Genomic DNA, 12,835 nt, shown 5'->3' with positions numbered 1-12,835 from the left:
ATAGACGGATCCTTTTCTGGGACAAAGTGCCGGAGGCGGCCGAGGCAGCCGCGACCTTGCTCGCCCGTCACTGTAGAAGCCACCTCGAGGACCGGCCCTTGCGGAATGCGCCAAGCTGCCTGCCATGTGTGCCAGGCGGCTCCCCACACCGTCACGCTCATGGAGGCTGCACCGCAACCGCGTTGCCCCTGCAGACCGCGGTAGCCCAATGGCCTCCTCTCCCCCGCCCTCGGTGCCGCCAGCGATCACATCGCTCGACGGACACCTTCGGGCGTCTGCCCGGTCCAGCCCTGGAACGCACGGTAGAAGGAATTGGGGTCTTCGAACCCCAGGAGAAAGGCGATCTCTCCACCCGACAGGGTGGTGTTGTGCAGGTAGTGGCGTGCCAGGTTTTCGCGGCTGGCATTGAGCAACGCACGGAAGCTGGCGCCCTCCGCTTCCAGGCGGCGCTGCAGCGTCCGCTTGCTCATTCCAAGGCGCCGAGTGACCACATCGACCGTTGCCGCATTGCTGGGGATCAGCTCCAGAAGAAGCGACCGAACGCGCTCCGCCACCGGTGCATCCATATCCAATTGGCTCAGACGCCGCCGCAAGTCCGGCTCGAAGACACGCCACATGCCGTCGTTGGCTGTGACGAAGGGAAGCACGGCAGCCTCGGGGCTGAAGGCGATGCAGGCAGCCTCGCCGTACTCCGCCGGCACACCGAAGAATCTGTCGTACTGAGGACGGTCTGCCAACGGAACCTGCGCCGGCGACCGCACACGGAATGCGGTCACAGGCACTCGCGTGGCCAGCCTGGCGAGCCTCAGGAAGAAGGCGACTTCGGTCACCTGCAGGGAGTCCGGGACGTCCGCAGAACCCACGAGCCAACGGGGCGCGATCGTCAATTCCCCGGCGCGCCCCACCTCCACGTCCAGGCGCATGGGCGCCACGAGGGGCTTGTATCGGGCCAGCCGTTGCACGGCCTGCGCCAGATGGGCGCTGCACAGCGCTGCAAACAACGGGGGGCTGAACGACTCGGCGGAGAAACCCGCCATCAGGCGCACGGGAAAGGCCGTGCCACCTGCTGCGGCCTCAACGGCGCGCCAAAAGCGGAAATACGCCTCGGCCGTGACTCCGCGCTCTTCTTGGTTCCACAGATCTTCCGGCAGCCCGGCCGCCACCAGGACGCGAGCGGCAGAAAGACCCAGGTCCTTCAAAAGCGGTTGCCACCCGGGATCCAGGGTAAATTTCGTTTGGCGCGGCATGACAGGCCTGACAAAGTCGTTGGCACCGGGATTGCGTCGTCATACCGTTAGCACGACGCCAGGCCCGATGCGTTGGGCTGCCCGGTAGCCGTCAGTTCACTCCCACTCCATCATCAACAGGTCTCGCAAGCCCGCGTGGTTAAAGGGATTTGCGATGATCGTCGTAAGTTTTACCGTCGGCATTTACCGTCAAAAAAGCTCGCTTAAGCCTGGCGCGGGTTATGGAACGATTTGCGCGGCATCTACACTTTCAGCCTTATCGTCGATCACGTTGCATGTTAGCGCGCTCGAACTTGCCCTGGAACGCCCCGCTCTTCGCCTGCCTACGGCGGCATCCCACGGAGTGTTCAGACCGCCTGCTCAAGCCCGCCCACGATGGCATCGCGGACACGCGGTGAGAAGTCCTGTGGCAATTCGGCTTGCACTTCGGCAATGGCCGCGGATGTACGAGCAAGAAGCCACGCCTAGCTCAGGCCGAGTCGGCCGGCCAGCGCCGACTGGGTCAGCCGCTGCGCCTTGCGCGCAGCCTGCCGCATCGATCCCAGTTGGCTCGGCAGTGCCAGAAGAGGCCATGCCGATGACATGGCAGATACCCGAAGAGATAGCAGGTGCAGGAGCGCGCGCCCAATCCCAAAACACCTTTCGGCAACGATGTGCTACTATGAATCAACCCAGCAGGCATACAACTCGCTGGTGCCTGGCCAGGCAAGCCGCATCCAACCGGCGCGTCGCACGATTGTTCGCGACAAAAAAGTAGAAGATCAGTCCTGCATGTGAATTGCCGTAAGCGTGGGTCGCGTAAGAGTCCACGGCCAAATTCCTAAAGCCCGCTTCACGCGGGCTTGTTCGTAGTGGCACGTACGTAGAGTACAGCCTGTGTACCTACGACCTGCAAGCGCACTGCTCAGCTTTGCCGGCCAGCCGCCGGCACTCAATGCAGTGCAAGCTATTCCGGCCTGCGTATGGCACATCCGATGGACGCAGCAAGACCGGTACAACCTCCCCAGCCCGGAGGCAATCCACGCAGCTCAGGGCCGAGGGATGGGCAAAGAGTGGAGGGAGGCTCAAGCGAGGAATGAGCCTTGAAATGCAGCCGCATGCCACCATATGTAGTTGTTACCGAATGGGCGGACCCCTCCGCTTCCCGCTGATTGACGCCAGCGTCTTGCAGATCACCTTCCTTTCCTGACGCACTCGCCAGCCGCTTCTTGTTGAACGGCTTCGCACCCTTCGCTCGCAATAGCGGGCTGAAATCTCAAGAGCAGGAGCACTTCATGGCGGCAAAAGAGCAAAAGCGCGGTAACCGGGAACTGAAAAAGCCCAAGAAGAAACCGGTGCCGGCAGTCCCGGCACCCACGGTCCTGGCCAGGACCGTGGCGGCACCGGTTCGGACTCCCAAGAAGTCTTGACAGGCGTGCTGGGCCACATCGCCCAGCCGCTTCCACAAGGGCCATCTTGCCCATCTTCTTCTCGGCGGGTTGATCGCGGGGCCTCGCATGCCCGTGGCGCCCTGAAAGGCGCCCATGCATTCCGTTCTTCATTTCGCCTTTCAGCGCTCTGCCCAAGGGCCGTGGTCGGACACTGCACCCGTGCGCGAGGAACTGTTCGGCATCGAGCGCCTGGAGCAGCACGCGCGCAGCCTCGCCGCGGCCCAGCAGGTCAGCACCAACCCGCCCCGGGTGCCTTCGCTGCACAGCCGGCTGCGCGGCAACGCCGCCGAGCTGCTGCTGGCCTACCGTGCGGGTGCCGCGGAAGTGGCTGCGGGCCGCCGCGTGGTCCCGGCCGCCGAATGGCTGCTGGACAACTACCACGTGGTCGAGGCGCAAGTGCGCGAGATCCGCACCGACCTGCCGCCGGGCTACTACCGCCAACTGCCCAAGCTGGCAGACGGTCCGCTGGCGGGCTATCCACGCGTCTTCGGACTCGCCTGGGCCTTCGTCGCCCATACCGACAGCCACTTCGACGCCACCGTCCTGCGCCGCTTCATCGCGGCCTACCAGGAAGTCCAGCCGCTGGACATCAGCGAACTCTGGGCCGTGGCGATCACTCTGCGCATCGTACTGGTGGAGAACCTGCGCCGGCTGGCCGACCAGATCACGGCCGGACGTGCCGCGCGCGCCGACGCTCAACGGCTCGCCGACCGTCTGCTGGAGCCAGGCGGCGCGTATGCGGCGCTGGACCGGGACATCGCCACGCGCGCGAGCGGCCCGGTATCCGAGCTGTTCGCCGCGCAGCTCGCCAAGCGCTTGCGCGACCAGGATCCCCGCACCACGCCGGCTCTGCAATGGCTGGACGAGCGGCTGCGCAACCAGGGTACGGATGCGGACCAGGCCATCCTGCATGCACAACAGCGCCAGGGCGCTTCCAACGTCTCGGTACGCAACGTCATCACCAGCATGCGCCTGATGTCGGACATCGACTGGGCTGATCTGTTCGAGAGCAACAGCCTGGTGGATGCGCGCCTGCGGGCCGCCAGCGCCTTCGCAGAAATGGATTTTCCGACACGCAACCGCTACCGCACCGCGATCGAGCAACTGGCACGGGGTTCGCCCCTGTCCGAACTCGCGATCGCCGAGCGGGCGTTGGCACTGGCGGCTTCGCAAAAGACGTCCGAGCTTCGCGTCCAGGACGCCAGCATGGCAAATCCCGGCCATTACCTGATCGCCGAGGGGCGCGGCGAATTGGAGCAGGCCATCGGATTCCGGCCGCCGCTGGCCGTGCGCATCGACCGCTTCAACATCCGCCTCGGGCTTGGCGGCTACGTAGCCGCCATCCTCGCGCTGGCAGCGATGCTGCTGGGCCTGGCGTTCTGGGCCGTCTTTGCCACGGGCGCCTCGGCGGCAGCTCCCGCCGGGGTGCTGGCGGCGCTCGCGCTGGCCGCATTCCTGCCCGCCATCGAGGTGGCCACGGCCCTGGTCCAGCGCGCAGTTGCCTCGCGCTCTGGCGCCACGAGCCTCCCTGCCCTGGCGCTGGCCGATGGGGTTCCTGCCAATCTGCGCACACTGGTCGTCGTACCCACGCTGCTGTCGAGCGAGGCAGAACTGCTCAGCCACATCGAGAGCCTTGAAGTCCACCATCTGGCCGGCGCAGGTGGCGACCTGTCCTTTGCCCTGCTGTCGGACGGTCTGGACGCGGACACGGAAGTGCTCGACGGTGACGCCCACCTGATCGGCATCGCGCAGGAGGCCATCGCCGCACTGAACCAACGGCATGGCCCGGCCCCGGGCGGCAAGCGCTTCTACCTGCTGCACCGGCGACGCCGGTTCAACGCCAGCGAGAACCGCTGGATGGGCTGGGAGCGCAAGCGTGGCAAGCTCCATGAACTCAACCGGCTGCTGCGTGGCGCCACCGACACCAGCTTCATGCCACTGGATGGCGGCGCTGCCGACAACGCCCAGCAACCCGACATCCTGGCCGGCGTGCGCTACGTCATCACGCTGGACGCCGACACCCGGCTGCCGCGCGACGCGGCGCTGAGACTGATCGGCAAGATGGCCCACCCCCTGAACCGCGCGCGCTGGAGCGATGTCGAACAGCGCGTGACGGGCGGCTACGCCATCCTACAGCCGCGCGTGACGCCCGCGCTGCCGCTGGGCCGCGAAGGCTCGCTCTACCAGCGCCTGTCGTCCGGCCCGGGTGGCATGGACCCCTACTCGGCCGCGGTGTCCGACGTCTACCAGGATCTGTTCGGCGAAGGCTCCTACACCGGCAAGGGCATCTACGACGTCGATGCCTTCGAGGCCGCGCTCGCCGGGCGCATCCCCGAGAACACGATGCTCAGCCACGACCTGTTCGAGGGCGTGTTCGCGCGCGCAGGACTCGCGTCGGACGTCGAGGTGGTCGAGGAGTTCCCGGCCCGCTACGACGTCGCCGCGCGGCGCCAACACCGCTGGACGCGCGGCGACTGGCAGCTCCTGCCCTGGGTGCTCGGGCGGCGCCACGCGGGCGCGGCCGTGCCGCCGGTGGGCCGCTGGAAGATGATCGACAACCTGCGGCGCTCCCTGCTCGCGCCCACAAGCCTGCTGGCCTTCGCGCTGTGCGCCTGGCTGCCTTGGCCTCAATCACTGCAGGCCATGGGGCTGCTGGTGCTGGCGCTGGCCGTGCCAGCCTTCCTGCCCAGCCTGGCGGGGCTGGGGCCGCCGCGCGCAGGCATCGGGCTGGGCAGCCACCTGCGCCTGCTGGCCAGCGATCTTCGGATGGCCGCGCTGCAGGCGGCCTGGACGCTGACCCTGCTGCCTGACCAGGCTTGGCGCGCTCTGGACGCCATCACGCGCACGCTGATCAGGCTGTACGCGACCCATCGACACCTGCTGGAATGGACCACCGCCGCCCAGTCCGCCGCTCGCCCGCGGCCCGGCGTAGCGGGCTTCTATGGGCAAATGGCCGGCGGCGTGCTGCTGGCCGTGGCATTGGTCGTGGGCGTTGGCGTGTTCTCGTCCGCGGCATGGCCCATGGCATTGTGTCTGCTGGTGCTCTGGCTCGCGGCGCCGGCCCTGGCTTGGCGCGCCAGCCGCCGCCCGCCGCTCGTGCCATCCGGCGCGCCCCAACTCGCCGATGCCATGGCCCTGCGGCGCACGGCACGGCGCACCTGGCGCTTCTTCGAGACCTTCGTGACGCCGGCCGAGCACATGCTGCCGCCGGACAACTTCCAGGAAGACCCGAAGCCGGTGGTCGCGCACCGCACCTCCCCCACCAACGTCGGCCTGTACCTGCTGTCGGCGGTGGCGGCCCGTGACTTCGGATGGGCTGGAGCACTGCAGACCTGCGAGCGCCTGGAAGCGACTTTCGCCACCCTGCAGACGCTGGAGCGGTTCCGAGGTCATTTCTACAACTGGTACGACACGCGCACGACCCGGGTGCTGGCACCGGCCTATGTGTCGTCGGTGGACAGCGGCAACCTGGCGGGCCACCTGATCGCGCTGGCCAACGCCTGCGAGGAATGGGTGGGCGCACTGCAGCCGGCCGACTGGACGGAGGGCGCAGGTGATGCACTCGCGCTGGCCCGCGAGTCGGCGTCCGCCAAACCCGCGGCCCAGGGGCCGCAGGGCCAGCGGCTGCTGGCCCTCCTCGACGACATCGACGCCGGGCTCCAGGGTCCTGCCAGCCTGTTGCTGCCGGTGCTCCAGCGCCTGGCCGACAAGGCTGCGGAAGAAGCGCGGACGCTGGTCCCGGCAGTGCAGGCGGAGGGCGACGACCTGCTGTTCTGGACCGATACGCTGCGCGGGCGGATCGGGCAGCAGGCGCGCGACGCCGCGTCATTCGCCGCCGCGGCGCATGGCCTCGATGCCCGCTGGCAAGCCCTGGCGCAACATGCGCGCGCGCTGGCGCTGGACATGGACTTCGCCTTCCTGCTGGACCCCGAGCGCAAGCTGCTGTCCATCGGTTATGCCGCGGTGGAGAACGTGCTCGACGCCAACTGCTACGACCTGCTGGCATCCGAGGCGCGGCTGGCCAGCCTGTTCGCGATCGCCAAGGGCGACGTGCCCACGCGTCACTGGTTCCGCCTGGGTCGAACAGCCATCCCCGTGGGCCGCGGATCGGCCCTGGTGTCCTGGTCCGGGTCGATGTTCGAGTACCTGATGCCCTCGCTGGTGATGCGCGCGCCGGCCGGCAGCCTGCTGGAGCAGACCAACCGCCTGATCGTGCAGCACCAGGTGGCCTACGGCCGGCAGATGGGCGTGCCATGGGGCATCTCCGAATCGGCCTACAACGCCCGCGACCTGGAATTCACCTACCAGTACTCCAACTTCGGCGTGCCGGGCCTGGGCCTCAAGCGCGGCCTGGCCGAGGATCTGGTGATCGCGCCCTACGCCACCGGCCTGGCCACCATGGTCGATGCACCGCTCGCACAGCGCAACTTCGAGCGCCTGCAGGCGTTGGGCGCCCTCGGGCGCCACGGCTTCTACGAGGCGCTGGACTTCACGCGCGCCCGGCAGCCCGGCGGGTCGCAGGTCGCCATCGTGCGCAACTACATGGCACACCACCAGGGCATGACCCTCGTCGCCATTGCCAACACGCTGCAGGGCGCGCGCATGCGCGAACGCTTCCATCGTGAGCCGATGATCCAGGCCTGCGAACTGCTGCTGCAGGAGCGCATGCCGCGCCTCGTCGCCGTGGCGCACGCGCGCGCCGAGGAGGTGCCGTCCGGCGTGGCCGATCCGCACGGCGACCTGCACGCGGTACGGCGCATGGACCCGTCGGCTGCGGCGGCGCCTGCCACGCACCTGCTGTCCAACGGGCGCTACGCCGTCATGCTGACCGCGGCGGGCACCGGCTACAGCCGCTGGCGCGACATGGCCGTGACCCGCTGGCGCGAGGACGCGACCCGCGACGACTGGGGCGCCTACGTCTATCTGCGCGACACGGACGGCGGCCGGGTCTGGTCCGCCGCGGCGCAGCCCCTGGGCGTGGCGGCCGACAGCCACGAGGTGGTCTTCGCCGAGGACCACGCCGCCTTCACGCGGCACGACGGCAGCCTGACGACCACGATGGAGGTGCTGGTGTCGGCCGAAGCCGACGGCGAGGTGCGCCGCGTCACGGTCGTCAACACCGGCCGCAAGGCGCGCGAGGTCGAACTCACCTCCTACGCCGAGGTGGTACTGGCTCCGCCCGCGGCCGACGATGCCCATCCGGCCTTCGCCAAGATGTTCGTGCAGACCGAATACCTGCCCGAGTTCGGTGCCCTGGTCGCCACGCGCCGCCCGCGCACGCCCAACGAGCCGCCGGTGTGGGCCGCGCATTTCGCGGTCGTCGAAGGCATGGCCACGGCGCCGGTGCAGTACGAATCCGACCGGGCGCGCTTCCTGGGCCGGGGGCGCACGTCCGCCACGGCGCAGGCCATGGCGGACGGCGCCGCGCTGTCCGGCACGGCCGGCACGGTGCTGGACCCGGTGTTCTCGGTGCGCCACCGCGTGCGCATCGTACCTGGCCAGATGGCGCGGCTGGCCTTCTGGACGCTGGTAGCCCCCTCGCGCGAAGCGCTGCTCGACCTGGTGGACCAGCACCACGACCGCAGCGCCTTCGAGCGCGCCCGCACGCTGGCCTGGACCCAGGCCCAGGTGCAGTTGCGGCACATCGGCATCGAGGCCGACGAAGCCGCGGATTTTCAGCGGCTGGCCGCGCCCATCCTCTATGCCGACGCACGCTTCCGCGCGCCGGCCGAGGCGATCGCGCGCGGCGCCGGCCCGCAGTCGGGCCTGTGGCGGCACGCGGTCTCGGGCGATTTGCCGATCGTGCTGCTGCGCATCGACGACATCGAGGACATGGCCCAGGTGCGCCAACTGCTGCGCGCGCACGAGTACTGGCGCATGAAGGGACTGAGCGTCGACCTGGTGATCGTCAACGAGCGCGCCTCGTCCTACGTGCAGGACCTGCAGACCGCCATCGAGACCGCCGTGCGCCGCAGCCAGTCACGCCCCCGCCTGGACGGCGAGGCGATGGCCCGGGGTGTGGTCCATACGCTGCGCGCAGACCTGATGGACACGTCGGCCCGCGCCCTGCTGCAGTCAGCGGCCCGCGTGGTGCTGCTGGCGCGTCGGGGCGACATCGCTCGACAAATCGCGCGCCTGCCCCAGGCAGCACTCACCGCGAGCCCAGCGCTCGAGGCGGCCGCGCAACCGCCATCCTCCGCCCTGCCCAGGCAGGCGCAGGGCCCGGACACGGCGCGGCTGGAGTTCTTCAACGGACTCGGCGGCTTCGATCAGGGCGGCCGCGAATACGTGACCGTACTCGCCGACGGTCAGACCACGCCCGCACCCTGGATCAACGTCATCGCCAACCCCGGGCTTCGGCTTCCAGGTCTCGGCCGATGGCAGCGCCAGCACGTGGGCCGGCAACAGCCGTGAGAACCAACTCACCCCATGGTCCAACGATCCGGTGACCGATCCGACCGGCGAAGCCTTCTTCGTGCGCGACGAGGCGAGCGGACAACTCTGGAGCCCCACCGCGCAGCCGATCCGCGACGGGGGCACCTACGTCGCGCGCCACGGCCATGGCTACAGCCGCTTCACACACGAGGCGCACGGCATCGCGCTGGAACTGCTGCAGTTCGTGCCGCTGGATGACCCGGTCAAGGTGTCGCGCCTCACCTTGCGCAACCGCAGCGCGCAGACGCGGCGCCTGTCGGTCACTGCCTATTCGGAATGGGTTCTGGGCACCTCGCGTGCCGCGTGCGCGCCCTTCGTCCTGACCGAAGTCGACGCAGCCAGCGGCGTTCTGTTGGCGCGCAACCCCTGGAGCACCACATTCCCGGGCCGCGTCGCCTTCGCCGACCTCGCGGGCCGGCAGAGCGCCTGGACCGCCGACCGCACGGAGTTCCTCGGCCGCCACGGCAGCTTGGCCACGCCCGCGGCATTGCGAAGCCGGACGCCCTTGTCCGGCGCGGTGGGCGCGGGCCTGGACCCTTGCGCCGCGCAGCAATGCAGCGTGGTTCTGCGTCCCGGCGAGTCGGTGGACGTGGTTGCCCTGCTCGGGCAATGCGGCAGCGCACAGGAGAGTCTGGCACTGGCCGGGCGCTGGCGCGAGGCTGACCTGAACATCGAACTGCAGCGGGTGCAGGACCATTGGGACGACCTGCTCGGCGCCGTACAGGTGCGCACGCCCGACCGCGCAATGGACATCCTGCTCAATGGCTGGCTGCTCTACCAGACGCTGGCCTGCCGCGTCTGGGCCCGCTCGGCCTTCTACCAGGCCAGCGGCGCCTACGGCTTTCGCGACCAGTTGCAGGACGGCATGGCGCTGGCCTTCGCGCGGCCCGAAGAGACGCGCCGACACCTGCTACGCGCCGCGGGCCGCCAGTTCGTCGAAGGCGACGTACAGCACTGGTGGCTGCCGCACTCGGGCCAGGGCGTGCGCACGCGCATCTCGGACGACCGCGTCTGGCTGGCCTTCGCCGCGGCCAGCTACGTGGCCATCTCGGGCGATGCGGCAGTGCTCGACGAATCCGTCGCCTTCCTGGAAGGGCCCGCGCTGCAGGCGGGCGAACATGACGCCTTCTTCCAGCCGATGCCGGCCGGCACCTCGGCGACTCTGTTCGAGCACTGCGCATGCGCACTGGACCAGAGCATCGTGCTCACCGGCGAACTCGGCCTGCCGCTGATGGGAACCGGAGACTGGAACGACGGCATGAACCGCGTGGGCCAGGAAGGCCGGGGCCAGAGCGTGTGGCTGGGCTGGCTGCTGGTGCGCACGCTGGCCCTCTTCAATCCGCTGGCCGAGGCGCGCGACCCCGCCCGGGCTGCACGCTGGCGCGCCCATGCGCAGGCAGTGACGACTGCGCTGGAGCGCGAGGCCTGGGACGGCGCCTGGTACCGGCGCGCCACCTTCGACGACGGCACCTGGCTGGGTACCCGTGACAACGAGGAATGCCGCATCGATTCGATCGCCCAATCCTGGGCCGTGCTGTCCGGCGCTGCCGACCCGGGCCGCGCGCAGGCAGCGATGGATTCTCTGCGCGCGCACCTGCTGATGCCAGAACCCGGGCTGGCGCTGCTCTTCGCCCCGCCCTTCGCACACACCCCGCGCGACCCCGGCTACATCAAGGGCTACCCGCCGGGCCTGCGCGAAAACGGCGGCCAGTACAGCCACGCGGCCATGTGGGCCATCCTGGCGCTCACGCAATTGCGTGCCGACCCGCAGGCGGGCGCGCACGCCCATGCACTGTTTGCGCTGGTCAACCCCATCAACCATGCGCGCACCCTACAGGAGGCCGCGCGCTACCGAGTGGAGCCCTACGTGGTGGCGGCCGACGTGTATTCGGTGCCGCCGCACGAAGGCCGGGGCGGCTGGACCTGGTACACCGGCGCCGCTGGGTGGATGCACCGCGCAGGTGTGGAAGGGATCCTGGGCATTCGCCGCGAAGGCGAGGTACTCGTCATTGATCCATGCATCCCTGCCGAATGGCCCGGATTCGAGGCCGAGATCATCCTCGGCGCGGCGCGCTACGCCATCCAGGTCGAATCGCCCGGGATGCGCTGCGCCGGGATCTCGTCGGCGGTCCTGGACGGCATGGCGCTGACCAGCGACGGCGGTGCCTTGCGCGTGCCGCTCACACCGGGCGAGCATCGGCTGGTGGTCACGTTGTGAAGGCAAGCTCGCCCCAATGCCATGCGGCAAAACCATGAACGATCCGCAGCTCGATCCGACAGCGCCGGGTCAACTTCCTCGGGCATTGATCGACCGGATCGCCCCGCCCTTTGTCAGGTTCCTGCACATCGAGGCAGCTGGTGGCGCCGTCCTGCTGGTGTTCACCATCGCCGCCCTCCTCCTGTCCAATTCCCCGTGGGCAGATGCTTTCTTCGGCATCTGGGAAACGCGGGTCGAATTGCGGCTCGGAGAACTCGAATTCGGTCGTTCGCTGAAAGGCTGGATCAACGACGGGCTGATGACGCTGTTCTTTTTCCTGGTCGCACTCGAACTCAAGCGCGAAGCCGTTCTGGGCGAGATGCGCAACCCACGCATGGCGGCCCTGTCAATTGCTGCGGCATTGGGTGGGATGGTCGCGCCCGCCGCCGTCTATCTGGCACTGCAGTGGGGTCAACCCGGTCAGCACGGCTGGGGCATTGCGATGGCCACCGACACCGCGTTCGTCATTGCCTGCCTAGCATTGCTCGGCAAGCGCATTCCGCACGGCCTGCGGGTGTTCATGCTGTTCCTGGCGATCGTCGATGACATTGGAGCCATCCTGGTGGTCGCCATCGGATACAACCACCACATGGACTGGCGCATGCTCGCTCTGGCGGGTTTGTGCATCGGCATCCTGCGCGCGCTGGCCGCCGCCGGCATCCGGAGCATCCCGATCTACGTCATCGTGGGCTGCGCCACCTGGCTGGCCATCGACGCGTCCGGGCTCCACGCCACAGTCACAGGCGTGATCCTCGGGTTGATGACACCTGCGAGACGCTGGGTAAGCGACAGCCGGCTCTATGCCATCCTAGGGCAAGTCATCGCCCATCCTGCGGGCAATCAGGGCAGCACCCACAAAAGTGATCGAAGAACGCTGCAGGTGGCGGAGATTGCCGCGCGCGAGTCGCTCTCGCCGGTCGAGCGCCTGGAAATGGCACTGCACCCGTGGGTCAGCTTCTTCATCATGCCGATCTTCGCCCTCGCCAATGCAGGCTTGGCACTCTCGTGGACCAGTGCCGCTCAGCCCGTCGCAGCGGCAGTGTTCCTGGGCTTCGCTGTCGGCAAACCCGCAGGCATTCTTCTTTTCAGTTGGCTGGCTCTGCGCTCCGGCCTTGCGATCCGCCCTCCGGATCTGAACTGGGGCAGCATCGCGGGCGGCAGCTTCCTGGCCGGCATCGGTTTCACGATGGCGATATTCATTGCCAATCTGGCCTTGGTCGGCCCGGTGATGGACAGCGCGAAGATCGGCATCTTCCTGGCCTCGCTGTTCTCGGCGGCCGTGGGCTTGGCGCTGCTGGTGTGGATGTCACGAGCACAGGCGCTTGACGAGCCAAGGAAAATATAAGTCAGGAAAACCGGCACGCAGGACGCAATGCGCGTACTATGGGTTCGTTGATATGTGCAAGGCCATCATTGCATCGGTCTTTTTCCGCCTCTCCCGGGCTTCTCCCGCGGCTGTGTCGAAT

The 12,835-nt window shown here is 68.3% G+C and carries 2 protein-coding genes and 1 pseudogene; 2 read left to right on the top strand and 1 reads right to left on the bottom strand.

Annotation, left to right across the window (positions count from 1 at the left end; translation table 11 throughout):
* Window positions 1-245: 245 nt before the first annotated feature.
* Entirely contained in the window at window positions 246-1,247 is a 1,002-nt protein-coding gene (locus tag QE399_RS13790) for an AraC family transcriptional regulator (RefSeq protein ID WP_309829366.1), read from the bottom strand.
* A gap of 1,523 nt (window positions 1,248-2,770) precedes the next feature.
* Between QE399_RS13790 and QE399_RS13785 the strand changes: the two are divergent.
* Both QE399_RS13785 and nhaA read left to right on the top strand, forming a co-directional pair.
* Window positions 2,771-11,330, top strand: a pseudogene (locus QE399_RS13785) (GH36-type glycosyl hydrolase domain-containing protein).
* Window positions 11,331-11,364: 34 nt separating this feature from the next.
* The gene (gene nhaA, locus QE399_RS13780) at window positions 11,365-12,714 is read left to right on the top strand and encodes a Na+/H+ antiporter NhaA (protein WP_309829364.1); all 1,350 of its coding nucleotides are present in this window, start codon (window positions 11,365-11,367) and stop codon (window positions 12,712-12,714) included.
* The last annotated feature ends 121 nt before the right edge of the window (window positions 12,715-12,835 follow it).

It is taken from the genome of Paracidovorax wautersii (assembly GCF_031453675.1).
Lineage (GTDB): Bacteria > Pseudomonadota > Gammaproteobacteria > Burkholderiales > Burkholderiaceae_C > Paracidovorax.
Note: the sequence above shows the minus strand (reverse complement) of the source record. Positions and strands in the feature narration are given on the sequence as shown.

What these genes read in the sequence shown, in the direction of transcription:
- QE399_RS13790 (WP_309829366.1), bottom strand. Translation starts at nt 1,247, where the DNA reads ATGCCGCGCCAAACGAAATTTACCCTGGATCCCGGGTGGCAACCGCTT.
- nhaA (WP_309829364.1), top strand. Translation starts at nt 11,365, where the DNA reads ATGAACGATCCGCAGCTCGATCCGACAGCGCCGGGTCAACTTCCTCGG.